This is a genomic window from Aquipuribacter aurantiacus, from assembly GCF_051216895.1.
In the GTDB taxonomy this organism is placed as follows: domain Bacteria; phylum Actinomycetota; class Actinomycetes; order Actinomycetales; family JBBAYJ01; genus Aquipuribacter.
The window spans coordinates 139,519-163,274 of the sequence record NZ_JBPKAO010000001.1 but is presented as its reverse complement, the minus strand read 5'-3'; the positions used below and the strand labels follow the sequence as shown (position 1 = coordinate 163,274).

Genomic DNA, 23,756 nt, shown 5'->3' with positions numbered 1-23,756 from the left:
TCGACCCCATGAGTGGACACCCGCGTGCTGGACAGCTCGCCCTCCCCGAGGACCTGGTCGACGTCGCCCACCTCGTCACCGCCTACTACGCGTTGACCCCCGACCCCGAGGAGGTGTCGCAGGCGGTCGCGTTCGGTACCTCCGGGCACCGCGGCTCCAGCCTGGACACGGCGTTCAACGAGCAGCACATCGTCGCCACCACCCAGGCGATCGTGGAGTACCGCAAGGAGCAGGGCATCGCCGGGCCGTTGTTCATGGGCCGCGACACCCACGCGCTGTCCGAGCCCGCGTGGAGCACCGCGCTGGAGGTGCTGGCCGCCGCGGACGTGACGGTGCTGGTCGACGACGCCGACCGGTTCACCCCGACCCCGGCCGTCTCCCACGCCATCCTGCGGCACAACCTCGGCAAGGCCGCCGACGACTCCTCCCGCGCCGACGGCATCGTCGTCACCCCCTCGCACAACCCGCCCCGCGACGGTGGCTTCAAGTACAACGCCAGCCACGGCGGTCCCGCCGACTCCGGGGCGACGTCCTGGATCGCTCGCCGGGCGAACGAGATCCTCCGCGAGGGCCACGGCCGGGCGGACTCGGTGCCACGGGTGCCATTCACCCGGGCCCGTGCCCACGCGCAGGGCTACGACTTCATGGGCACCTACGTCGCGGACCTGCCGTCGGTGCTGGACCTGGACGCGATCCGCGCGGCCGGGGTGCGGATCGGGGCGGACCCGCTCGGCGGCGCGGCCGTGGACTACTGGGGGGCGATCGGCGAGGCGCACCGGCTCGACCTGACGGTGGTCAACCCCGAGTACGACGCGACCTGGCGTTTCATGACGCTGGACCGCGACGGCAAGATCCGGATGGACTGCTCGAGCCCGTGGGCCATGGCGAGCCTGCGGGAGCGGATGTCGGACGTGGACGCCGACGGGCGCGCTCCGTTCGACGTGGCCACGGGCAACGACGCGGACGCGGACAGACACGGCATCGTCACCCCCGACGGCGGGCTGATGAACCCCAACCACTTCCTCGCCGTGGCCATCGAGCACCTGTTCGCCCACCGGTCCTGGGACGCCGGCGTCGCCGTCGGCAAGACGCTCGTGTCCAGCTCCATCATCGACCGGGTGGTCGACGGGCTCGGTCGTCGTCTGCTCGAGGTGCCCGTCGGGTTCAAGTGGTTCGTGCCCGGGCTGGTGGACGGCAGCGTCGGCTTCGGCGGCGAGGAGTCGGCGGGGGCGTCGTTCCTGCGCAAGGACGGCACCGTCTGGACCACGGACAAGGACGGCCTGATCCTGGCCCTGCTCGCCGCCGAGGTGACCGCCGTCAGCGGGGCCTCGCCCAGCGCCGCCTACGCCGACATCGAGTCCCGCTACGGCGCGCCCGTGTACGCCCGGGTCGACGCGCCGGCCAGCCGCGAGGAGAAGGCCAAGCTGGCCGCGCTGTCCGCCGACGACGTCAGCGCCACCGAGCTGGCGGGCGACGCGGTGACCGCGGTGCTGACCGAGGCACCCGGCAACGGTGCCGCCCTGGGCGGGCTCAAGGTCACGACCGAGCACGCCTGGTTCGCCGCGCGGCCGTCGGGCACGGAGGACGTCTACAAGATCTACGCGGAGTCGTTCCGGGGCCAGGAGCACCTCGAGCAGGTGCAGGACGCCGCCCGTGAGGTGGTGGCGGGAGCGTTGGGCTCCTAGTCACCTGTCGTCACACGTGTTCTACTCTCCGTCGGTTTGTCCCTCGTCCCAGGAGCGCGTGTGCCCTCTGCTCGACCTCGCCCTCGACCGCGCCGCCGCGCCGTCCTGGCCACGTTCCTGGGGCTGGTGACGGTCGCGGCGTCCCTCACGGGGGGCGCGACCCCGGCGTCGGCGTCGGCGGGCGAGGTGGTGGCCCTGGTCGCCGCCGAGCGCTCCGCCTCCGGGCTCCCTGCCCTGCGGACGTCCGGTGACCTGGGCGCCGTCGCCCAGCGGTGGGCGGGGCAGCTGGCGTCCTCCGGTTCACTGGCCCACAACCCCGACCTGGGCCAGGAGGTCGACGGCTGGTCGGCCGTCGCCGAGAACGTGGGGACGGGGACGGACGTCGGGACCGTCCACGGGGCCCTGATGGACAGCCCCGGCCACCGGGCCAACATCCTCGGTGGCCACACCCAGGTCGGCGTCGGCGTCGCGACCGGGCACGACGCGGTGTGGGTGGTCCAGGTGTTCCGCACCCCGTCCGGGGCCGCACCGGAGCCCGCCGGTGACGCACCCGTCCCAGGCGTACCCGAGCCGGGCACCGCCGCCCCCGGGACCGGCGAGGACGACGCGCCCGCCGAGCCCGACCGTCCCGAGCCCGACGCCCCTGAGCCCGACGGGCCCGCGACCCGACCGGCACCGACCGACGAGGTCGGCCCGCACGGCGCAGCGGTCGCCCGCGAGGCGACCGACGAGCGGGCCCCGACGCCGCCGGCAGCCCAGCTCGCCTGGGTCGAGCGCTCCGAGCGCCTGCGTGCGGTGGGCGGCCGCGGCCCGGCCTGGTGGTGCGAGCCCTGGCCCACCTGACCGACCGGTGGCCGTCTCGAGGTTGAGGTGGCGACCCACCCTGCCGATGCAGCCAGGGACATACCAGCAGCGACGAGAGAAGAGCATGACGACACGCCGGACAGCCCGCCCCACCCGTTCCCGACTCCGACGGGCGTTCGGCGCCGCCCTCACCGTCGCCCTCGCCGGGTCGTTCCTGGTCGTCAGCGGCAGCGCCTCGGCGGCCCTGCCGACGCCCCGCGCGACGGTGACCTTCCGCTCGGCGCCCGAGGCCCCGTCGCCGTACCAGGGTCAGATCGCGTGCGACCCCGTGGAGCGTCCCGGGACGCAGGCCCTGCGCGCCCTGCTGAAGACGACCTACGGCAAGGGCAACAGCGCGGGCATCACCCGGTCCTGCGCGACCGGCGGCGCGAGCGAGCACAAGGACGGTCGGGCCTACGACTGGATGCTGAACGCGAGCAACGCCACCGACAAGGCCATGGGCGACTCGTTCGTGGCCTGGCTGACCGGCAGGGACGCCGGGGGCGTGGTGGGCGGCAACGCGCACCGCCTCGGCGTGCAGTACGTCATCTGGAACAAGCGGACCTGGCAGTCCTGGAACGGGCAGTGGAAGGCCTACACCGGCGCCAGCCCCCACACCGACCACGTCCACATCAGCCTGTCCTGGGACGGCGCGATGAAGCGGACGTCCTGGTGGACCGGCAGCACCGTCACCCAGCGCGACCACGGGCCGTGCCAGCTGTACGTGGGCGAGCCCGCCCCGCGGTACGCCGGCGCCAACTACTCACCCTGCCCCAAGCCCACCACCCGCCTCGGCGGGGTGGTCGCGGCCGACTTCGACGGTGACGGCCGCGACGACGTGGCCACGTTCCGGGCCGGGCAGTGGGTCATCGCCCTCAGCGCGACCGACCGGGTCATCCGGTCCTCCTACGGGCGGGCCGGTGACATCCCGGTCGCCGGGGACTGGAACGGCAACGGGTACGCCGGCATCGGCGTGGTCCGCAACGGGCGCTGGTTGCTGCGCAACGCCAGCAGCGGCGGTCCGGTGCACCGTGACTTCTACTTCAGCCCGGTCGGCGCCCTGCCCGTGGTCGGCGACTGGAACGGCAACGGCACCGACACGCCCGGGTTCTTCCGCAACGGCTCATGGGCCTTCCGGCGCAACAACGACACGTCGTCCGGCTCCACGTACATGACCTGGAGCAAGGCGGGGCACCAGGTCGTCGCGGGCGACTGGAACCGCGACGGCATCGACTCCGTCGGCGTGTGGAGCCGCGGGGCCTGGGCCCTGGCGGAACGCACGGCGACCGGTACGTCCCACCGGACCCTCCGGTTCGGGCCGACGAGCGGGATGGCCGTGGCGGGGGACTGGAACGGCGACCGCTGGTCGACCGCCGGCACGGCGACCGTGGACACGTTGCACTTCACCGACAACCTGAGCGGGGCCGTCCCGCAGTCGGTGCGCCTGCCGCTGTGATCCACCGCGAGCCCTGAGCACGCGCGAGCAGCCCCGCCCGGCCGACCGGCCGGGCGGGGCTGTGTCGTCCTACCGGGACCGGGTCACCAGATGCGGACGCGCTCGCCCTCGTCCAGCCACAGGGCGTCGCCCTCGGACGTGCCGAACGCGCGGTGGAACGCGTCGACGTTGCGGACGACGTTGGCACGGAACTCCGCCGGGGAGTGCGGGTCCGTGGCGATCCGCCGGGCGGCCTCCTCGCCCCGGATGACCTGCTGCCAGATCCGGCCGAAGCCCATGAAGAACCGCTGGTCCCCGGTGAGCCCGTCGACCACGGGGGCCTCCTGCCCGCCCAGCGACAGCCGGTAGGCGTGCAGGGCCACCTCGGCCCCACCCAGGTCCCCGATGTTCTCGCCCAGCGTGAACGCCCCGTTGACGTGCCGGTCGGGCGCCTCGGCCGGCGCGAAGGCGTCGTACTGCTCCACCAACGCCTTCGTGCGCTCCTCGAACCGGGTGCGGTCCTGCTCGGTCCACCAGTCCTCGAGCGAGCCGTCGCCGCCGTACCGGGAGCCCTGGTCGTCGAAGCCGTGGCCGATCTCGTGCCCGATGACCGCGCCGATGCCGCCGTAGTTGTAGGCGTCGTCGACCGCGAGGTCGAAGAACGGCGGCTGCAGGATCGCGGCCGGGAAGACGATCTCGTTCATCGCCGGGTTGTAGTACGCGTTGACGGTCTGCGGCGTCATCAGCCACTCGTCGCGGTCGATCGGCCCGCCCAGCTTGGCCAGCTCGCGGTCGGCCTCGGCCGCGGTGGCGCGTCGGACGTTGCCCAGCAGGTCGGCGGCGTCGATGTCAACCGAGGAGTAGTCGCGCCAGCGGACGGGGTAGCCGATCTTGGGCGTGAACGCCGACAGCTTGGCCTGCGCCCGCTCCTTGGTCGCCGGGCTCATCCAGTCGAGGGAGTCGATGCGCTGCCGGTAGGCCGCGATCAGGTTGTCGACCAGCTGCACCATCCGCTCGTGCGCGGCGGGCGGGTAGTGCCGGGCGACGTAGAGCTCACCCACGGCCTCGCCCAGCACGCCCTCGACCAGCGAGACCCCGCGCTTCCACCGCTCGCGGATCTGGGGCACGCCGCTCAGCGTCGTGCCGTAGAAGGCGAAGTTCTCGTCCACCAGGGGCTGCGACAGGTACGCCGCCATGCCCGTCACGACCCGCCAGCGCAGCAGGGTCAGCCAGTCCGCCAGCGGCTCCTCGGCCAGCGCCTCGGCCAGCCCGCGCAGGGCGTCGGGCTCCCCGACGACGAGCTCGGCCCGACCCGCCTCGGGCACGCCGAGCCCGTCGGCCCAGCCGCGCCAGCCCGGCAGCAGGTCGTCGACCTGGGTCCCGGTCATCAGGTTGTACGTCTTGACCGCGTCCCGGGACTGCACGGTGTCCCAGTGCGACGCGGCCAGCCGCGTCTCCAGCCGAAGGACGGTCGCCGCGGCGGCGTCCGCGGCGGGACCGCTCGCGACGCCGGCCAGCGTGAGCATCCGGGCCACGTGCCCGGGCAGGGCGTCGCGCAGGGCGGCGTGCTGCTCCTCGCGGTAGTACGACTCGTCGGGCAGGCTCAGCCCGCCCTGCGACAGGTGCAGCAGGTAGCGGGTCGGGTCGCCCTTGTCGACCCAGACGTAGGAGCCGAACACCCCGCCGATGCCCTGGCGCTCCAGCTCGCCGAGCAGGCGCCACAGCTCCTCGAGGCTGGTCACGGCGTCGACCCGGGCGACCACCTCGCCGAGCGGCGCGGCCCCGAGCGCCTCGATGCGCTCCACGTCGAGGAAGCTCGCGTACAGGTCGCCGACCTTGCGCTCGACGGTGCCGGGCGCGGGCTCCGCGGCGGCGGCCTCCTCGATGATGGTGCGGACATGGGCCTCGGCCTGCTCCCGCAGCACGTAGAAGCTGCCGTAGCTCGACTTGTCGTCCGGGATGGTCGCCGTGGCGAGCCACCTGCCGTTGACGTGGCGGTACAGGTCGTCCTGCGGGCGGACCGCGGGGTCGACGTGCTCCAGGGGCGAGGCGTGCGTCTGCGTCGTCACCGCTCCATCGTGCCCTCGCCCCCCGCCGAGCGCTAACGCGTCGGTCGGGCCGCGTGGTCCGCCGTGCCCCCGCAGCCCCGGCCGCCCGGTGTCCGGCTCCCAGGGGCGGGCGCCCGGTCGGCGGGCCAGACCCTGCCCTCCGGGCCGGACCGGTGCTATACCTGCAGGACCAAGGAGGGTCGATGGCGACCTGGCCACGTACGGTGACCCGCCCGGGGCGTGGTGTGGCCCGGGTGGCGCTGCTCCTCGGCCTGACGACGGCCGTGGTGGTGGGCCTCACGCTGGTGGCACGGGACCCGCTGGACGTGCTGTCGGAGGCCGACCTGGACCGGATCGAGGACGCCGTCGAGCAGGGCTGCCCCGGTACCGCGGAGCCGCTGACCGAGGGCACGGGGTACGCCCTGGACGGGACCGTCGTCGACGTCGTCGCCCCTCCCGGCCGCAGCCCGGTGCGGTTGACGCTGCGGGTGCAGGAGTGGTTCCTCGGCCCACCCCTGGGGACCGTGGAGGTCTGGGTCGACCCGGACACCGTGAGGTACCTGGTCCCCGACGACGGGGGGCCGGACGTGGGGGCGCGCCTGCTGGTGTCCGGGCGGGGCTGGCAGGACCGCACCGACGCGCTGGTGGCGGCCGGCTGCGGCCGGACCCGGGCCTGGGACGCCACGACGGCGGCGGACTGGCGGCGGACGCTCGGCCGTCCGGACGCGGCCGCTCCGACCGGCCCGGCCGGCCCCGTCGCCACCTACCCGTCGGTGGACTTCGTCCGGGCCGTGCCGATGCCGGACCTGCGCGGGGTCGCCGTGCTGGACGGGGGCTGCCTGTACCTGCAGGACGGTCGCACCCGGTGGGTCCCCGTGCTGCCGGCCGCGACCACGACCTGGCACGACCGGCCTCCGTCGCTGAGCGTGGGCGGGGTGCGGACCGACGTCGGGCACATGGTCCGGTTCGCCGGGGTCCCGGCCGGCGGTCCGGTCTCCCGGGGCGCCGGCGGGAGCGACCCGGCGGACGTGACGGCCCGGCTCGTCGACCCGGCGGGCGTCCCCGAGGCCTGCGACCCCGCGGCGCCCCGGTTCGTCGTCGCCGAGCGGCTCGGCCCCGGCGCCCTGCCCAGCCAGCAGGCCGGGGCGGCCCCGGTGGCTCTGGCGTCCGACGCGCTGCGGCGCGCCGGTCTGCGGCCCACCGCCGCGGTCGGGGGCGTCGTCACCGACTCGTTCGGGGCGGCGAGCTCCAGGGTGGAGCTGCAGACCACGGGCGGCGAGGTGCTGGTCCACGTCGAGTCGGTCGCGTTCCTGGCCTGGCCCCACGCCTACGCCCCGCGCGACTCCGACCTGGTCCGGGGCTCGGACCCCGACCGGGGCCGGGCGCTGCCGACCGTGCCCCCGGGCTGGGAGCTGGCCGTCGTCACCCGCAGCGACGGTGTCACGCAGGTCCTGCTCCGTACGCCGGGGCGGGTGGTGGTGTCGGTCACCGCCGACCTGACGACCCTGGGCCTGCCGACGGGCGGTGCCGTCGACCCGGCGGTGCAGGCCCTGACCGACGTCGCGACCGACGTCGCCGGGCTCAGTCCTTCCGGCGGCGGGAGCTGATCACCCCGGTGTCGAAGCCGGCCAGGTGCAGCCCGCCGTGGAACCGGGCGTGCTCGATCTTGAGGCAGCGGTCCATGACGACCTCGAGGCCGGCGGCCTCACCGTCGTGGGCGACCTGCTCGTGCCACAGCCCCAGCTGCAGCCACAGGGTGCGGGCGCCCACGGCGAGCGTCTCCGCCAGGACCCCCGGCAGCGCGTCGTGGGCCCGGAAGGCGTCGACCATGTCCGGGACGACGGGCAGGTCGGCCAGGGTCGGGTAGACGGGGCGGCCCAGGATCTCCTCGACCCGCGGGTTGACGAAGTACACCTCGTAGGGCGAGGTGGACAGCAGGTAGGTCGCCACGAAGTAGCTGGCCCGGGACGGGTTGTCCGAGGCGCCGACCACCGCGACGGTGCGGGTCCGGCGCATGATCGCCAGGCGCTCCTGCGCGCTCGGGCCCACCCAGGTGCGGGCCCCCCGACCGGTGCCCGCGGTCTCGCTCATGCCCGCTCCCCCGTCCGGGTGGTGCCGGTGGCCCGGGCCAGCGCCTGGTCCAGGTCCCACAGCACGTCGTCGACGTCCTCGAGACCGACGCTGATCCGGACCAGGTCGGGGTCGACGCCGCCGGTGCGCAGCTGGTCCTCGCTGAGCTGCTGGTGCGTCGTCGAAGCCGGGTGCAGCACCAGGGTGCGGGCGTCGCCGATGTTGGCCAGGTGGCTGCACAGCTCGACCGAGTTGATGAACCGTTCCCCCGCCTCCCGCCCGCCCGCGACCCCGAACGCGAACACCGCTCCGGGGCCCTCGGGCAGGTAACGGGCCGCGCGGTCGTGGTCGGGGTGGCTGGGCAGCCCCGCGTAGCGCACCCAGGCGACCCGCGGGTCCCCGTCGAGCCAGTGCGCGACCTGACGGGCGTTGGCGGCGTGCTCGCGCATCCGCTGCGGCAGCGTCTCGACCCCCTGCAGCAGCAGGAACGCGGAGTGCGCGCTCAGGGTGGCGCCGATGTCGCGGAGCTGCTCGCTGCGCAGCTTGGTGAGGAAGCCGTACTCGGCGAAGTTGCCCCACCAGGTCAGGCCGCCGTAGCTGTCCACCGGCTCGGTCATCGACGGGAACCGGCCGTTGTCCCAGGGGAACGTCCCCGCGTCCACGACGACACCCCCGATGGTGGTGCCGTGGCCGCCGATGAACTTGGTGGTCGAGTGGATGACGATGTCCGCGCCGTGCTCGATGGGACGGCACAGGTAGGGCGTCGCCGTCGTCGCGTCGACGACGAGCGGGACGCCGGCGGCGTGGGCGACCTCGGCCAGGCCGGCGACGTCGGCCACCTCGCCCCCGGGGTTGCTGACCACCTCGGCGAACACGAAGCGCGTCCGGTCGGTGATGGCCGCGGCGAAGTCGGCGGGGTCGTTGCCCCGCACGAAGGTGGTGTCCACCCCGAACCGGCGCAGGGTCACGTCGAGCTGGGTGATGGTGCCGCCGTACAGGCTGGCGCCGGCGACCACGTGGTCCCCGGCCCCGGCGAGCGCGGCGAAGGTGATGAACTCCGCCGCCTGCCCGCTGCTGGTGGCGACGGCGCCCAGACCGCCCTCGAGGCTGGCCAGCCGCTCCTCGAGCGCGGCCACCGTGGGGTTGCCGATCCGGGAGTAGATGACGCCGTACTTCTGCAGCGCGAACAGGTTGGCGGCGTCCGCGGTGTCCTCGAACACGAAGCTCGTCGTCTGGTAGATCGGCACGGCCCGGGCCCCGGTCGTGGGGTCGGGCGTCGCCCCGGCGTGCAGGGCCCGGGTCCGGAACCCGAACTGGCGGTCGGTCATGGGCGCAAGCCTGCCACCTGGGCGGGACGGAACCTCCCGGGCGTCGTGGCTCACTCCTCGTGAGGGACGCCCTCGCCCGCGCCGTCGGGGTCGGCGACCGCTCCCGGAGGCTGCGGCAGGAACCTGACCAGCACCGTCGAGGACCGACCGGATGAACGGTAAATCACTCATGCGGAGCAACCGATGTCACTCAGAGTCTTCCCATCTGTCCCGGGTCGCGCCTAGGTTCCGAAGCACTCCCATCGACCGAGAGGCGACACCGCATGTCACAGCCCGCCACGTTCGACCCGCCCGGAGGCCCCGACCAGGGCTCCGCGAGCCGGTCCGACGGCCGCTCCCGCACCCGTGCCCGCACCGCGATCGGCCTCACCGGCCTGCTCGTGGCGACCGGGGCGCTGGTCACGCTGCCCTCGGCCCAGGCCGGACCGACCAACGTCCTCGAGGTCCGCGGCGCCCAGGACCGCACCTGCGCGGACGGTGTCGCCCGCGGCCGCGGCGTCGACTCCTACACGCTGACCGCGCCGTCCTCCGGGATCGTCGAGGCCGGCATCGCGGGCACGGGCGACTGGGACCTCGCGATCTTCGACGGCTCGGGTGACGTCGTCGCCGCCAGCGCCGGCTTCACCGGCACCGAGAAGGCGACCGGGTTCGTCGACGCGGGCACCGAGCTCACCGTCCAGGGCTGCCTGCTGTCGGGCCGCGCCGGGTCGGTCGACGTCGACCTGACCTTCCTGGAGATCGAGGGCGAGCCCGAGGTCACCCGGCTCGTGTCCGTGGACACCCCGGAGCGGGCGGACAAGGAGCGTCTCCAGGCCCTCGAGCTCGACCTCACCGAGCACGCCGACGCCACCAGCATCGACGTGGTGCTCTACGGCGAGGCCGACACGCAGGTGCTCGAGGACGCGGGCTTCACCTACGACGTCGAGATCGCCGACATGGCCGCGCAGTCCGCCGCCGACCGCGGTGCCGACGCCCGCTTCGCCGCCGCCGTCGACTCCTCGGTGCTGCCGAGCGGCCGCACCGAGTACCGGCGCCTGGCCGACTACGAGGCCGAGCTGAAGGCCCTGGCCGAGACCTACCCCGAGCTGGTCCGTCCCCTCACCCTGGACGAGCCCACCATCGAGGGGCGCATGGTCCACGGCATCGAGATCACGACCGACGTCGACCGGGTCAACGACGGCAAGCCCGTCTTCCTGCACATGGGCCTGCACCACGCCCGGGAGTGGCCGGCCGGCGAGCACACCATGGAGTGGGCCTACGAGCTGCTCCAGGGCTACGGGGCCGACGAGGAGATCACCGGCCTGGTCGAGGACACCCGCACGATCATCGTGCCGGTCGTGAACCCGGACGGCTTCACGATCTCCCGCGAGGCGGCGACGACCAACACGTTCGGGACGTTCAGCTACGACAACAAGCGCAAGAACTGCGCCGTCTCGGCCAACACGCCGGCCAACTTCACCACCGGCACCTGCTCCGCCAACAACGCCGGACGCCTGCGCGGCACCGACCTCAACCGCAACTACGGCGGCTTCTGGGGCGGGCCCGGTGCGAGCACCAGCTGGTCCAGCGACACCTACCGCGGCGACGGCCCGTTCTCCGAGCCCGAGAGCCGCAACGTCAAGAACCTGGTCGGCTCCCGGTCGGTGACCACGCTGGTCACCAACCACACCTACTCCAACCTGTGGCTGCGTCCCCCGGGCGTGCAGGCCACGGGCGAGCCGCTGGACGAGCCGCTGTACAAGGCCCTCGGCGACGCCGCGGCCTCGCACAACAACTACGCCTCGATCCCCTCCTACGAGCTGTACGACACCACCGGTGGCACGGAGGACTGGACGTTCTGGACCGCCGGCGGCCTCGGCTTCACCCCCGAGATCGGCGACGAGAACTTCCACCCCGCCTTCGAGCGGGCCGTGGTCGCGGAGTACGCCGGTCTGGAGCCCGCAGCGGGCGCCGGCCTGGGCGGCAACCGCGAGGCCTACATGGAGGTCCAGCGCGCCACGGCCGACCCGACCTACCACTCGGTCATCACCGGCACCGCCCCCTCGGGCTGGGAGCTCGAGGTCAGCAAGGAGTTCATGACCGCGACCAGCCCCGTCGTCGGCCAGGGCAACGTGGTCCAGTACTTCGAGGACTCGCTGTCCAGCACCTACGACTCCGACGGCGGCAAGTTCTCCTTCGCCGTCAACCCGTCCACCCGTCCCGTCGTGGCCGGCCGTGACGGTCGCGAGCCGACCGGTCCGACCCAGCCGAGGAGCACGCTGACCAACCCCGCCGGGATCCCCGCCCCCAACCCGCAGCTGTCCTTCAGCGGGCCCCGGGAGTCGACGACCTTCGTCATCGAGGAGGGCTTCGACAACGCCTACGCCGACCTCCGCTTCAACTGGGAGACCGCCGGCCCGGACTGGGACTTCTACGTCCGCAACTCTGACGGCCAGGTCGTGGCCAGCGCGGCGACGGGCGACCGCCCCGAGGTCATCTCGATCCGGGACCCCCAGCCCGGGACGTACGAGCTGGTCGCGTTCAACTACAGCGGCGGCGGTGAGGGCGGTCGCGACTGGACCGGCACCCTCGACTTCCGGGGCCCGACGCCCCGGGTCGTCAACGAGCCGGAGCCGTGGATCCTCACGTGCACCGACCGTCGCGGCACCGTGAAGTCGGTCAAGGAGGTGTTCGTCGAGCGCGGTGAGTCCGTGGACGTCGGCAACGCCTGCTCGCCGCGCAGCCCGGTCCGCAGCCCTCGCGGCTGACCTGGGCCACCTGGAGCCGAGCCCCGGCACCACCTGAGGATCGAGGGCGGGGTCCTGCCCGGCACGCACCGCGTGCCGGGTGGGGCCCCGCCCTCGTCGTGTCAGGAGCAGGTGCGGTCGATGAGGCCCTGCAGCGCTGCGCGCTCCGGCACCGGGACCGCGACCTCGACGTGGACCTCCTCGCCCCCGTCGGGCGTCACCCGCACCGGGAACAGGTAGCCCTTCTTGTCCTCCGCCACGGCGTGCGGGTCGCACCGGGTCACCGTGACCACGACGTCCAGGACCGCCGGTCCTCCCCGCAGGGTGACCTCGACCCGCTGGTCGACGGTGAACAGGGTGGTGGCCCCCGCCACGGCCACCGTCACCGGGCTGGACGAGGTCGGCGTCAGGACCAGGCGGCCGCGCAGCGCCGGCTCGCCGTCGACCACCCCCGCGTCCTCCCACCCGGGCTGCCACGTCGTGGCCACGAGGTCGCCGACCGCCGCCTCGGCGCAGCGCTGGGACCGCACCCGCTGCAGGACGGCGTCGTCGACGGGCAGCCGCACCGTCGTGCCGTCGACGACGAGGACCGCGACGTGCTCCCCGGCGCCGTCCCCCGCCTCTGCGCAGCTGGGCTCGGCCAGCGGCAGGGACAGGTCGACCGACCGCCCCGCGCCGATGGTCGAGTCCTTGTCGGCGGAGGCCGGTGCGGCGAAGGTGGGGCTCCGTACCTCGACCCGTCCGACCTGCACGGCGCGGCCGCCGCCGTTGGTGACCTTGACCTGGATGACGTCGCGCTGGGCGTCGCGGCGGTACTGGACCACCTCCGCGGTCAGGTCGACGGTCCCGGGCGCGGCGCACCCGGCGCTCAGCAGGCACAGGAGCGGCAGCGCGCCGAACCGGGCGACCCGCCCGGGTCGCGTGGTCCGGCGTGGCTCGCCCCGCACCTGCCGATGGTAGGGACGCGGTACGACGTCGAGCGGGTGGGACGGCACGCACGCCCTGCTCAGGACCTCACCGGGCGCAGCGGAAACCGATGTGGCTCATCCCGGAGTCGACCATCTGCGGACGGCGCGCCGCCGGTCGGTAGCGACGGCAGTACGAGTCGGCGCACAGGTGCGAACCGCCCTTGATGACCTTGCGAGGCACCGGGAACTGGGGCTGGGCCGGGTCGAAGCTCTGCTCCCGCCGCACGCCCCTCGGCCCCGCCGTCACGCAGCACGACGGCTCCGCCACCTGGTGAGGGCCGCCGTAGTAGTCGTCCGTCCACTCCCAGACGTTGCCCGCCATGTCGTGCAGCCCCCATCCGTTGGCCGGGAAGCTGCCGACCGGTGAGGTCCGTCGCCAGCCGGACCCACCGGTGTGACGCCACGGGAAGTCCGGCCCGTCCCAGGTGTTGGCCATGATCCGTCCGCCGGGACGCGCCTCGTCGCCCCAGGTGAACTCCGCGCCGCGCAGCCCACCCCGCGCGGCGTGCTCCCACTCGGCCTCGGTGGGCAGCCGCCCGCCGTCCCACGCGGCGAACGCGGCGGCGTCCTCGTGCGCGACGTGCACGACCGGGTGCCGGCCCCGACCCGACAGGTCGCTGCCCGGGCCCTCCGGCCTCGACCAGGACGCACCGGGGACCCAGGACCACCACTGGCTCAGGTGGCGCAGGTCGACCGGCCCCGACGTCGGGGTGAACACCAGCGACCCCGGGGCGAGGTTCTCGAGCGGGGCACCGGGGAAGTCGTCGGGGTCCAGGGGACGCTCGGCCACGGTCCGGTACCCCGTGTCGGCCACGAAGACCGCGAACCGGTCGTTGGTGACCGGGTCCTGGTCGATCCCGAACGCCGCGACGGGCACGACGTGGGCGGGACGTTCCTCCGGGTAGTGGACCTCGGAGCCCATGAGCAGCTCGCCCCCGGGCACCCGGACCACCGTGACGTCACCGCGATCGTGTCCGACGGTGCGGGTCGAGGGGGCGGGACGACCGGTCATGCGCTGGCGATGCCGGCCGTCAGCTTGGCGACCACCTGCTCGAGCGAGAAGCTCGCCGGTTTCTGCGTGGGTGGGAACTCGGCCAGGGTCGCGATCATCCGCGCCGCGTACGCCTGGGCGGGGACGAGCAACCAGGCCCGGTCGATGAGCCAGTCGTAGTACGTGTTGGAGGTCAGGTCGGCGCGCTCGTAGGGGTCGGTCCGCAGGTTGAAGATCTTGGGTACCCGCAGCTGGGTGTACGGCTCCGCCCAGACCTGCAGCGTCCCGGTGGCGCGCTGCTCGAGGAACACCACCTTCCAGACGTCGAACCGCATCGCCGTCAGGTCCCCGTCGTCGGAGACGTAGAAGAAGTGCCTGCGCGCGCCCTCGTCGGACTCACCCGTCAACCAGGCCAGCTGGTCGTGCCCGTCCAGGTGGACCTTGAAGCTGCTGCCGCCCAGCTCGTGGCCGGCCTTCAGCTGCTCGACGACGTCCGGGTTGCCGGCGGCCGAGAGCAGGGTCGGGAACCAGTCGTTGTGGCTCATCATGTCGTTGAGCACGGTTCCCGCCGGGATGCGGCCCGGCCACCGGACGACGCACGGCACCCGGTAGGCGCCCTCCCAGTTGGAGTTCTTCTCGTTGCGGAACGGGGTCATGCCGGAGTCCGGCCAGGTGTTCAGGTGGGGGCCGTTGTCGGTGGAGTAGACGACGATGGTGTCCTCGGCCAGACCCAGCTCGTCGAGCAGGCCCAGCAGGTCCCCCACGAGGTCGTCGTGGTCGAGCATCGTGTCGTGGTACTCCGACTGCCACCGTCCCGCGCGACCCAGGCTCCCCGGCTTGGTGTGCGTGCGGAAGTGCATGTGCGTGGTGTTGAACCAGACGAAGAACGGCGTGCCCGCGTCGTGCTGGCGACGGATGAAGTCCGCCGCCGCGTCCCGGAACTCCTCGTCGCAGGTCTCCATGCGCTTCCTGGTCAGCGGGCCGGTGTCCTCGATGCGCTGGCTGCCGTCCGGCTCCGCCCAGGAGTGGATGACGCCCCGCGGGCCGAACTTCTGCCGGAAACCGGGGAAGTCCTCGTCGCTCGGGTAGTCGCGCTGCTCCGGCTCCTCCTCCGCGTTGAGGTGGTAGAGGTTGCCGAGGAACTCGTCGAAGCCGTGCGCCGTCGGCAGGAACTCGTCCCGGTCACCGAGGTGGTTCTTGCCGAACTGCCCCGTCGCGTACCCCTGCTCCTTGAGCGCCTGCGCGATGGTGGGGTCCTTGGCGCGCAGGCCGATGTCGGCCCCCGGGAAGCCGACCTTCGTCAGGCCGGTGCGGTAGGGGTTCTGCCCGGTGATGAACGCCGCCCGCCCGGCGGTGCAGCTCTGCTCGCCGTAGTAGTCGGTGAACCGCGCCCCCTCCTCGGCGATGCGGTCGATGTTCGGTGTCCGGTACCCCATCACGCCGTCGCTGTAGCAGCTCAGGTTGGAGACACCGATGTCGTCGCCCCAGATCACAAGGATGTTCGGCTGGTCCGTCACGGATGGAGTCTGCGTCGGACAGGGGCCCCGGCGGGTCATCCCGGGTGGGTGAACCGGGAGCGTCCGGGGTCCGGGCCTACCGGAACCGGGGCCTGGGCGGCGGGGCCAGGAAGGGCCCGGCGTCGTCGATCGGCGCGCCGCCGCCGAACCGGTCGCGCACCTTGTCGAGGGTCATCAGCCGTACGGGGGTGACGGCGTCACCGGCCAGGCGCCTGCCCCAGGTCGCGACCGGCAGGTCGGCGTCGGAGGCCACCAGGACCACGTTGCCCGTGCGCCGTCCCCGCAGGGTGGCGGGCTCGGCGACGGCGAGGACGTTGGCGAAGCGGGTGCGCAGCGTGGCGACCTCGGCCCGGGTGTGCGGGAACGGGCTGGAGTCGGGCAGGTTGACCGCCAGCACGCCTCCCGGCCGGAGGACGGCCGTCACGGCGTCGCACCACTGCCTGGTGGTGAGCGACGGCGGGACACCCGCGTCGGCGAACGCGTCCCGGACGACCAGGTCGAAGGACGCCGGCCGGCAGCCGGCGAGACCGTCCCGGCCGTCCTGGGCACGGATCTTCAGGAACGGCCCGCTGCGCAGCCGCAACCGCTCCCGGACGAGGTCGAGCAGGGGCGCGTCGGGGTCGAGCAGCACCTGCCGTGAGCCGGGCCGGGTGGCCGCGACGTAGCGGGCGAGCGTCCCCGCCCCGACCCCGACGTGCACGGTGTGCAGGTCCTCGCCCGCCGGGGCGAGGCAGTCGACGAGCCCCCCGATCCACCGGACGTACTCGAAGACCAGGACCGTCGGGTCGGCCAGGTCGACGTGGGACTGCGGGACCTCGTCGACCGCCAGCAGCCAGCCGTCGGACCCCGCGGGCTCGTTGACCAGGCTCGCGGTGCCCCCCGCCACCGGCCACGGCCCGTCCGGGTCGGGCTGCGCGTCGTGCCGGCGGCCGCGTCCGGGACGGCTCACGGGTGCCAGGGACCGTGCGCGGCCAGCGGGTCGGACGCCGGACCCGGTGGGGAGTCGACGCCCGGGCCGGTCCCAGGCCCCGGCAGCAGCGACACCGCGATCTCCTCGGCGACGGCGGGGCCGATGGTCCAGCCCGACCCGCCCCAGCCGTGCGTCACGACGACGTCCCGACCGCCCACCAGCGAGGGGTCCACGCGACCAAGCGCGACGCTGTCGCGGACGGGCCGGATGCCCCACCAGGGCGGGCCGTCCGGCTGCCAGCCGGCCAGGTCGGGGAATCGTTCCGCGACGTCGGCCAGCAGCGCGGGGACCTCGGCCAGGGCCCGCCCGGCCAGCCGCGACGGGTCGTCCCAGTCGGCCGGGTCCTCGACCGGCAGGTAGGTGCCGCCGACGTGCAGGTGCCCCTCGCGGCCCGAGCCGTCCGGGCCCGACGAGCCGTGGGGCACGGTGTAGCGCGGCCGCAGCTCGTCGTCGTCGTCGATGACCGCCCCCTCGGCGTGGACCGAGCCGACGGGCAGCGGACCCCGCAGCAGCACGCCCAGCCGTCCGGCCAGCCGGGTGTCCCCGAGCACGTGGGCGCCCAGCCCCAGGCAGGCCACCGTGGTGGTGGCGCCGTGCAGGTCGTGCAGCACCGCCAGGTCGGCGGTCGAGGTCACCGGCTCGGGCATCTCGAGCAGCCGGACGCGCGGGTCCTCGGCCAGCACGAGCGGCCAGCGCGGGAGCAGGCCGCACGGGTCCCACTGGGGGGAGGTCTCGTGCAGCAGGCCGTGCTCGTGCGGCAGACCGCGCCCGGCCGGGTCGACGACCTGCCCGGGGTAGCCGCGCACCGGGGCGCGTCGCGACAGCAGCAGCGCACGGGTGCTGCCGACGTGCGGGCGCAGGTGGGGGTGCCGGGCGGCGAGCCCGGCCGCGAGGACCGCGGACCGCGACGTCCAGGCGTCACCGCGGGGGTCGGCCGAGGCGTAGCGCAGCGAGAGCCCGCCGCTGCGCGACGCGGTGCCGTACCCGGGCCGGTGGACCAGCCACGTGACGGCGAGCGGCTCGTCGGCCCGGGCCCGTCGCCCGGCCGAGTGGTCGGTCCGACGCTCGGCCAGGTCGTCCGCCCGGTCGAGCAGCGCCTGCACCGTCAGCAGACCGGCCACCCCGCCGCCGACGACCAGGGCGTGCGTCACGACCGGTGGCGGTCGGCGACGACCCAGCTCGCGGCGGCGACGGCGGCCGACACCGTGAGGACCGAGGGCCAGGCCCCGATCTCCCGGGCCAGCACGTGGCTGCCGACGAACGCCCCGGCGTACCCGCCCAGCAGGCCGACCGCCGGCACCGGGCCCCGGCGCCACCACCGGGTGCCGCACCACGCGGCGCCGGCGAGCAGCACGACACCCCCCAGCGCCCGGACGTCGGTGGCCTGGGCCACGGCGAACCCGGCGACCAGCGACCCGGCGGCCACGACCCCCGTCGGGACCACCGTCCCCACGCGGGTCGGGGTGGGACTGGTCCGGCTGCGTGCGGCGGGGCGCGTCATCGCCCCAGGGTAGGCACCGGGCCTGGGTGCCACCGGGTGGGGACGCCGTGGCCGACGCTCGTGCCCAGCACGACACGCTCGCCGCCGGGCCAGGTCCGGGCGGCGACGAGGAACTCGTGGTGCGCCCCCGGGCGGGGCCGCTCGGGCTCCAGGGACAGCTCGACGAGCGGGGCGTCCGAGGTGGCGGTGGCGCCGAGCCGGGCCAGCACCTCACCCACCCGCGCCTGGTCCTCCCGCGTCAGGTACTGCCACATCACCGAGTGCCACAGGACGGTCAGGTGACCGGGCCGCAGGTCGAGCCGGTCGACGGCAGCCACGGCGTCCAGCCGCTCGACGCCGACCGGGTGCGCCGCCGCGACCTCGAGGGCCGCCCGGGTGCGCTGCACCCGAGGCCCCTGGTCGGCCCAGACGTAGGCCAGCAGGCGTTCGGCCGCACCGGGTCGGCCCAGGTCGACCGGGGCGACGTCCGTGCCGACGCGCTCCACCACGTGCAGCGGGGCGCCCACGTCGGGCACGGCGCCCCGCCAGGCGTCGACCAGCTGCACCGGGCTGCCGGCCGGTCCCCACCACGGCCCTCCCGGCCCCGCCTGGACGCGGTAGCGGTCGGCGTTGAGGTTGAGCCCGGCGCTGCTGCCGATCTCGTGCAGGCGCACGGGCAGGTCACGACCGGCCAGCACCCGGATCAGCCCTCCCACCAGGGCGGCGGAACGACCGACCTCGTTGGTCTGGGGCGGGCCCTGCAGGAACGCCGCGACCTCGTCGGGGTGATCGGCCAGGGCCTCGCGGAAGGCCCGCCACAGACCGGGCCCCGGCGTGCCACCCACGCTCGGGTAGTGGGCGGCCAGGCCGGGGGCCCGAGACGTCAGGACCAGGTGGTGCACCGCCCCGAGCAGCCTGATCCCGGTGGCGGCCGGCCCGGGGGCGTGCAGGTGGTCGGCGAGCACGACCCGGAGCACGTCCTGGTCCCCTGCCTCGCGCAGGTCGGCGGCGCAGGCCCGCAGCAGGTCCGCGTACATCGGGGAGCCCATGTCGGCGCAGGCCTGCGCCTGGTCGTGCAGGTGGCGCACCAGGGGCGCTGCCCCGTCGTCCACCCCGGCCACGCTCAGCCCTCGGTGGTCGTCGGCTCCACCGCCGAGCCCGTCGGAGCCACGGTGCCGGTGCCGGTGCCGCGTGAGGACGGCGCGAAGGTGGTGCCCGTGCTCTCGGTCACCCGGGCCATCATCTGCTGCAGGTCGACGCCGGTCGCGCCCTTGAGCAGCTCGAGGGTCTGCACGAGGTTGTCGGTGACCTGTCGCGGCAGCGCTCCCGCACCGTCGGTCGACACCACCGTCAGCTTGTCGATGGAGGCCATGGGCGAGGCGAGCTCGCGGGCCACCTCGGGCAGGATCTTGACGAACAGGTCGAGGACGGCGGCCTCGTTGTAGTGGCTGAACGCCTCGGCGCGCTGCTGCATGGCCTCGGCCTCGGCGTTGCCCTTGGCCAGGGTCGCGGCGGCCTCGGCCTCACCCTCGAGCTTGACCGCCTCGGCGATGGCGGAACGGCGGGCCTTCTCGGCCTCACCGGTGCGCATGCCCTCGATGGCCTCGGCCTCGGCGAGCGCGGTCCGGCGGCCCTTCTCGGCGACACCGGACAGCTTGGTCTCCTCGGCCTTGGCCTCGGCCGCTGCGATCGAGGCGGCCTTGCGGGCCTCGGCGGTGAAGATGTCGGCGTTGCGGCGGCCCTCGGCCTCCTGCTCCACGCGGTACCGCTCGGCGTCGGCGGGCTTGCGGACCTGGGTGTCGAGCTGACGCTCGGTGAGCGAGGCCTGCCGGATGGCGACCTTCTCCTGCTCGGCGAGGATCATCTGGTCCCGGTCGGCCTGGGCGAGCGGACCGGCGGCGGCGGCCTGCGCGGCCGCGGCGTCGGTCTCGGCCTTGATCTCGGCCTGCTTGAGGTTCAGCGCGCGGTTGGAGATCGCGATCTGCTCCTCGGCCCGGATCCGGGCCTGCTCGGCCTCCTGCCGGGAGTTGGCCTCGGCGACCGAGGCGGTCTGCAGCAGCCGCGCGGCCTCGGGACGACCCAGGTCGGCGAGGTAGGTGCCGTCGTCGCTGATGTCCTGGATCTGGAAGGTGTCCATGACCAGGCCCTGGCCGGTGAGGGAGTTCTCGGACTCGTCGGCCACCCGCTGCGCGAAGGCGGCCCGGTCCCGGATGATCTGCTCGACGCTCAGCGCACCGACGATGGAGCGGAGCGCACCGGCCAGCACCTCCTGCGTGTAGGGGGTGATGTCGTCCTGCTGGGACAGGAACCGCTGGGCGGCGGCCCGGATCGAGTCCTCGTTGCCGCCGACCTTGACGATCGCGACGCCCTCGACGTTGAGCTTGATGCCCTGCCCGGACACGGCGCTCTTGATCTGCACCGGGATCCGACGGCTCGACATGTCCATGATGTGCAGCTTCTGCACCAGCGGGACGACGAACACCCCGCCGCCCAGGACGACCTTCTGGCCGGACACGTCGGCCTGGCCCGGGACGGTCGTGCCGCTGCCCCGACGCCCGGTGACGATGAACGCCTGGTCCGGCCCGGCCACCTTGTAGCGGCGGACCACGACGACGACAACGAGCAGGACGAGGACGACCAGCCCGATGATCGGGACGAGGGAGGTGTCGAGACCGAACATCAGGGGATCTCACCGATCTCGGCGTCACCGGACGCCGGTAGGGGCTCGACCTGGACGGCCGAGGCGGACAGGACGGCGCTGACGCGCACGACCGAGCCGGTGCGCACCGCCAGGTCGTCCGCGGTGCGGGCGTTCAGGCGCGTCGGGTGGCCGGCGACGACCAGCGACACCGTGCCGTAGCCGTCGGCGGGGATGTCGGACACCACGGTCGCGGTGGCGTCCACGAGGGCGCTGCTGCGCGGGGTGGAGCCGTCCTCCTCGCGCGTCAGCGAACGGGTGAGCAGACCGGCCAGCAGACCGGCCCCGGCGCCCGCGCCGACCCCGACCGCGGTCGCGACCCCGGTGGACGAGCCGGCCTGCAGGGCCAGCGCCCCACCGAAGCCGACCGCCGCGAGGAAGGCGGCGACCGCCGTGCCCGACAGCCAGTCCGGCCCGAACCCGTCGACGAGACCGTCGACCAGGTCGCCCAGCAGCAGGGTGACGACCAGGAGCAGCAGACCGACGCCACCGAGGACGAGGAACGTCGACACTTGCTCCCCCTTGTCCCGCCGGGGCGGGCCCCCTGACGTCCGCAGCCAGCAGTCAAGCACAGGACGAGCGGTCGGTGCCCGGGTCCGGGGACCCTGTGGACGACAGCACCCGACTGCACCCGACCGCCGCGGCCGGCGACCCGTGCGGGCCGATCGACCACCGTTCACGCGGACGACCGGTAACGATCGGATAACGTTCGGGCCGCGCTCTACCGCTGATCCCCCGCGGGGAAGTCAGATGTGCCAGCGCACGACGAGGGTGGCGCCGGGGAGCACGTCCAGGGGGAGCAGATGGTCCAGCGAGGCGACCTCGGTCGGCGAGGCTTCCTGATAACGGGTCTCGGTATTGCTGCGGTCGTCGGCGTCGGTGCCGCCCCGGCCGCGGCGGGTCCCGGCACCGCGGCCACGGCGGCGCCCGACGTCGCGCACACCTGGGTCCGCGCGGCCTACCGCGCCGTCCTGCTGGAGAACCTCACCCCGCCCACCGCCGCCCGGGCCTACGCCCACCTGGCCGTGGCCATGTACCAGGCCGCGGTCGTCGGCATGCCGCACCACCTGACGCTGGAGGGGCGCCTGAACGGTCTGGCGCCGACGCGCCCTGCGGTGCGCCGCCGCGGCGACCTGGACTGGGCCACGGCCGTCTCGGTCGCCGCGCACGACGTCCTGGCCGCCGTGCTGCCCCGTCGCTCGCCGCTGACCGCGGGGGTCCTCGCGGACACCCACGCGGACGTCCTGCGGTCCCGGCGGGCCGCGGGTGCCCCCGCGGCCCGCATCCAGGCCTCGCTGGTGCACGGACGCGCCGTCGCCGCGGGCCTGGTGGCCTGGCTGGAGGCCGACGGCCACGCCGAGGCCGCCGCCAGGACGTACACCCCGCCGACGGGTCGACCGTGGTTGTGGGAGTCGACCCCGCCCAACTACCGCCCCGCCATCGAGCCGTACTGCGCCGACGTCCGGCCGATGGTCCTGCGCACGACGGACGAGGTCGAGGCGGCCCCGCACGTCCCGTTCTCGGACGTCCCGGGTTCCGCCTTCCACGCCCAGGCCATGGCCGTGCTGGCCCAGAGCCGGGTCAACGGCGACGAGGAGCGTGAGATCGCCCGGTTCTGGACCGACAACCCGGGTTCGTTCACGCCGCCCCTCGGGACCCCGACCGGTCTGCCCGCCGGTCACTGGATGATGATCGCGTCGCAGACCACGGCCCAGCTGGGACTTCGCCTGGACCGCACCCTCGAGGCGCTGGTCCGTCTCGGCGTCGTCCTGCACGACGCGTTCCTGGCCTGCTGGACCGAGAAGTACCGCAGCAACCTGCTGCGCCCGATCACCTACCTGCAGCGCTACGTCGACCCCACCTGGACGTCCTTCGTCAACACGCCGCAGTTCCCGGAGCACACGTCCGGGCACTCGGTGTCCTCGGCCGCGGCCGCGGTTGTGCTCACCGACCTGCTGGGGTCCTTCGCCTTCGTCGACGACTCCCACGACGCCCGCGGCTACCCCGCGCGCCGGTTCTCCTCCTACTCCGACGCCGCCCTGGAGGCGGCCGGCTCGCGGTTGTTCGGCGGGATCCACTACCCGTGGGGCATCGAGGCCGGCCTGGCCCAGGGCGAGCAGATCGGAGCGGTCGTCGTCGACCGCCTGCGCACCCGCCGCTGACAGCCCCGGACCAGCACCGCCGACCAGCACCGCCGCACGGTCACGACCCATCACCCGACCCAGCTCCCAGGAGACCGCCATGCCCAGCACCCTCCGCCGTCTCGCGACGGCCCTCACCGCCACCGGCGCCGTCCTCGCCCTGGCCCTCACCACGGCACCGTCGGCCTCCGCCGACGTGTTCGAGCCACCGCAGAACGAGCGCAACGCGTCCTCGGGCCGCTCCATCAGCCTGAGCTGGCAGGAGGTCGGCCGGCTCCCGGGTGGCGTCCTGGGCAACTACCACCAGGGCTGGCTGAGCGTCGAGACGCCCGGCGACGGGAGCGGCACGTACGTCTACGGCGACGTCGTCGACCTCGAGTGCCCCCCGGGGGTCACCCCCGACGACGGCTGGGGCGGGCACGGCGAGGAGGAGGAGCCCGAGGGCCCGTTCTGCGAGGTCGTCGCCTTCCGCACCATCGAGGACGGCGACCTCACCGTGGTCGCGGACAAGCGCAACCGCAACGCCCGCATCACCGGCACGCTGGCCGTCACCGACCACGGCACCCCGCTGGGCAACCCCGCCGTGGACATCCGGATCACCGGCGGCACCGGGACCTTCGTGGAGCGGTACAGCTCGCGGTACAGCGACGGCGGCGTGACGTGGTCCTCGACCTACAGCCAGACCGGTCGGGAAGGGACCGTCACCGGGCGGATCGGGCCGATGGTGTTCGACGACGCCGAGGGCGAGTACTCCTCCGCGCGGCTGTCGACCTGGGTCGAGGTCTCGCGCGTCCGGGTCCGCAACCGCTGACGCTCGCGGGGGAGGCGGCCCGGACCCCTTCGGCCGTCTCCCCCG

The 23,756-nt window shown here is 74.2% G+C and carries 19 protein-coding genes; 7 read left to right on the top strand and 12 right to left on the bottom strand.

Annotated features, from left to right (window positions below; translation table 11 throughout):
- Positions 1-8: 8 nt before the first annotated feature.
- The 3 genes from pgm to ACR80Q_RS00785 all read left to right on the top strand — a co-directional run bounded on the left by pgm (position 9) and on the right by ACR80Q_RS00785 (position 3,984).
- The gene (pgm, locus tag ACR80Q_RS00795; RefSeq protein WP_435375630.1) at positions 9-1,685 is read left to right on the top strand and encodes a phosphoglucomutase (alpha-D-glucose-1,6-bisphosphate-dependent); all 1,677 of its coding nucleotides are present in this window, start codon (positions 9-11) and stop codon (positions 1,683-1,685) included.
- A gap of 60 nt (positions 1,686-1,745) precedes the next feature.
- Complete coding sequence (locus ACR80Q_RS00790) at positions 1,746-2,528, top strand: CAP domain-containing protein (protein WP_435375629.1); 783 nt, start codon at positions 1,746-1,748, stop codon at positions 2,526-2,528.
- An 85-nt stretch (positions 2,529-2,613) separates the two neighbouring features.
- Positions 2,614-3,984 (top strand): FG-GAP repeat domain-containing protein, encoded by a 1,371-nt coding sequence (locus tag ACR80Q_RS00785; protein ID WP_435375628.1) that lies wholly within the window; start codon positions 2,614-2,616, stop codon positions 3,982-3,984.
- Between the two features lie 83 nt (positions 3,985-4,067).
- Here the strand turns inward: ACR80Q_RS00785 and ACR80Q_RS00780 are convergent, their stop codons facing one another.
- The gene (locus tag ACR80Q_RS00780; protein ID WP_435375627.1) at positions 4,068-6,032 is read right to left on the bottom strand and encodes a M13 family metallopeptidase; all 1,965 of its coding nucleotides are present in this window, start codon (positions 6,030-6,032) and stop codon (positions 4,068-4,070) included.
- A 182-nt stretch (positions 6,033-6,214) separates the two neighbouring features.
- Between ACR80Q_RS00780 and ACR80Q_RS00775 the strand changes: the two genes are divergently transcribed.
- Positions 6,215-7,618, top strand: coding sequence for a hypothetical protein (locus tag ACR80Q_RS00775; protein ID WP_435375626.1), 1,404 nt, complete (start codon positions 6,215-6,217; stop codon positions 7,616-7,618).
- Here the strand turns inward: ACR80Q_RS00775 and ACR80Q_RS00770 are convergent.
- Both ACR80Q_RS00770 and ACR80Q_RS00765 read right to left on the bottom strand, forming a co-directional pair.
- Positions 7,593-8,102, bottom strand: coding sequence for a CoA-binding protein (locus ACR80Q_RS00770; RefSeq protein ID WP_435375625.1), 510 nt, complete (start codon positions 8,100-8,102; stop codon positions 7,593-7,595). The two genes, ACR80Q_RS00775 and ACR80Q_RS00770, sit on opposite strands and share 26 nt — an antisense overlap.
- Positions 8,099-9,409 carry an O-acetylhomoserine aminocarboxypropyltransferase/cysteine synthase family protein gene (locus ACR80Q_RS00765; RefSeq protein WP_435375624.1) on the bottom strand — a complete coding sequence of 437 codons (1,311 nt, stop codon included), beginning with the start codon at positions 9,407-9,409 and terminating at the stop codon, positions 8,099-8,101. Before ACR80Q_RS00765 ends, ACR80Q_RS00770 begins: the two co-directional genes overlap by 4 nt.
- Positions 9,410-9,672: 263 nt before the next feature.
- Between ACR80Q_RS00765 and ACR80Q_RS00760 the strand changes: the two genes are divergently transcribed.
- On the top strand, positions 9,673-12,156 hold the full coding sequence (locus ACR80Q_RS00760; RefSeq protein ID WP_435375623.1) for a M14 family metallopeptidase: 2,484 nt from the start codon (positions 9,673-9,675) through the stop codon (positions 12,154-12,156).
- A gap of 101 nt (positions 12,157-12,257) precedes the next feature.
- On the opposite strand, the gene ACR80Q_RS00755 is transcribed toward ACR80Q_RS00760, so the two are convergent.
- From ACR80Q_RS00755 to ACR80Q_RS00715, 9 genes are all read right to left on the bottom strand, one after another.
- Positions 12,258-13,082, bottom strand: coding sequence for a hypothetical protein (locus tag ACR80Q_RS00755; protein ID WP_435375622.1), 825 nt, complete (start codon positions 13,080-13,082; stop codon positions 12,258-12,260).
- Positions 13,083-13,149: 67 nt separating this feature from the next.
- The gene (locus ACR80Q_RS00750) at positions 13,150-14,115 is read right to left on the bottom strand and encodes a formylglycine-generating enzyme family protein (RefSeq protein WP_435375621.1); all 966 of its coding nucleotides are present in this window, start codon (positions 14,113-14,115) and stop codon (positions 13,150-13,152) included.
- Complete coding sequence (locus tag ACR80Q_RS00745; RefSeq protein ID WP_435375620.1) at positions 14,112-15,611, bottom strand: arylsulfatase; 1,500 nt, start codon at positions 15,609-15,611, stop codon at positions 14,112-14,114. Before ACR80Q_RS00745 ends, ACR80Q_RS00750 begins: the two co-directional genes overlap by 4 nt.
- A 76-nt stretch (positions 15,612-15,687) precedes the next feature.
- Positions 15,688-16,560 carry a spermidine synthase gene (locus tag ACR80Q_RS00740; RefSeq protein WP_435375619.1) on the bottom strand — a complete coding sequence of 291 codons (873 nt, stop codon included), beginning with the start codon at positions 16,558-16,560 and terminating at the stop codon, positions 15,688-15,690.
- Positions 16,557-17,732, bottom strand: a complete 1,176-nt coding sequence (locus ACR80Q_RS00735; RefSeq protein ID WP_435375618.1) for an FAD-dependent oxidoreductase — start codon at positions 17,730-17,732, stop codon at positions 16,557-16,559. Before ACR80Q_RS00735 ends, ACR80Q_RS00740 begins: the two co-directional genes overlap by 4 nt.
- Entirely contained in the window at positions 17,729-18,082 is a 354-nt protein-coding gene (locus ACR80Q_RS00730) for a hypothetical protein (RefSeq protein WP_435375617.1), read from the bottom strand. Before ACR80Q_RS00730 ends, ACR80Q_RS00735 begins: the two co-directional genes overlap by 4 nt.
- Entirely contained in the window at positions 18,079-19,173 is a 1,095-nt protein-coding gene (locus tag ACR80Q_RS00725) for a DUF2332 domain-containing protein (protein WP_435375616.1), read from the bottom strand. The genes ACR80Q_RS00730 and ACR80Q_RS00725 overlap by 4 nt, the downstream gene beginning before the upstream one ends.
- Before the next feature lie 11 nt (positions 19,174-19,184).
- Entirely contained in the window at positions 19,185-20,741 is a 1,557-nt protein-coding gene (locus ACR80Q_RS00720; protein ID WP_435375615.1) for a flotillin family protein, read from the bottom strand.
- Positions 20,741-21,271, bottom strand: coding sequence for an NfeD C-terminal domain-containing protein (locus ACR80Q_RS00715; RefSeq protein WP_435375614.1), 531 nt, complete (start codon positions 21,269-21,271; stop codon positions 20,741-20,743). Before ACR80Q_RS00715 ends, ACR80Q_RS00720 begins: the two co-directional genes overlap by 1 nt.
- Positions 21,272-21,511: 240 nt before the next feature.
- On the opposite strand from ACR80Q_RS00715, the gene ACR80Q_RS00710 reads away from it, so the two are divergent.
- Both ACR80Q_RS00710 and ACR80Q_RS00705 read left to right on the top strand, forming a co-directional pair.
- On the top strand, positions 21,512-22,921 hold the full coding sequence (locus ACR80Q_RS00710) for a vanadium-dependent haloperoxidase (protein WP_435375613.1): 1,410 nt from the start codon (positions 21,512-21,514) through the stop codon (positions 22,919-22,921).
- Positions 22,922-23,000: 79 nt separating this feature from the next.
- Positions 23,001-23,711, top strand: coding sequence for a hypothetical protein (locus tag ACR80Q_RS00705; protein ID WP_435375612.1), 711 nt, complete (start codon positions 23,001-23,003; stop codon positions 23,709-23,711).
- Positions 23,712-23,756: the final 45 nt, after the last annotated feature.

What these genes read in the sequence shown, in the direction of transcription:
- ACR80Q_RS00770 (WP_435375625.1), bottom strand. Translation starts at nt 8,102, where the DNA reads ATGAGCGAGACCGCGGGCACCGGTCGGGGGGCCCGCACCTGGGTGGGC.
- ACR80Q_RS00775 (WP_435375626.1), top strand. Translation starts at nt 6,215, where the DNA reads ATGGCGACCTGGCCACGTACGGTGACCCGCCCGGGGCGTGGTGTGGCC.
- ACR80Q_RS00760 (WP_435375623.1), top strand. Translation starts at nt 9,673, where the DNA reads ATGTCACAGCCCGCCACGTTCGACCCGCCCGGAGGCCCCGACCAGGGC.
- ACR80Q_RS00730 (WP_435375617.1), bottom strand. Translation starts at nt 18,082, where the DNA reads ATGACGCGCCCCGCCGCACGCAGCCGGACCAGTCCCACCCCGACCCGC.
- ACR80Q_RS00785 (WP_435375628.1), top strand. Translation starts at nt 2,614, where the DNA reads ATGACGACACGCCGGACAGCCCGCCCCACCCGTTCCCGACTCCGACGG.
- pgm (WP_435375630.1), top strand. Translation starts at nt 9, where the DNA reads ATGAGTGGACACCCGCGTGCTGGACAGCTCGCCCTCCCCGAGGACCTG.
- ACR80Q_RS00720 (WP_435375615.1), bottom strand. Translation starts at nt 20,741, where the DNA reads ATGTTCGGTCTCGACACCTCCCTCGTCCCGATCATCGGGCTGGTCGTC.
- ACR80Q_RS00750 (WP_435375621.1), bottom strand. Translation starts at nt 14,115, where the DNA reads ATGACCGGTCGTCCCGCCCCCTCGACCCGCACCGTCGGACACGATCGC.
- ACR80Q_RS00705 (WP_435375612.1), top strand. Translation starts at nt 23,001, where the DNA reads ATGCCCAGCACCCTCCGCCGTCTCGCGACGGCCCTCACCGCCACCGGC.
- ACR80Q_RS00765 (WP_435375624.1), bottom strand. Translation starts at nt 9,409, where the DNA reads ATGACCGACCGCCAGTTCGGGTTCCGGACCCGGGCCCTGCACGCCGGG.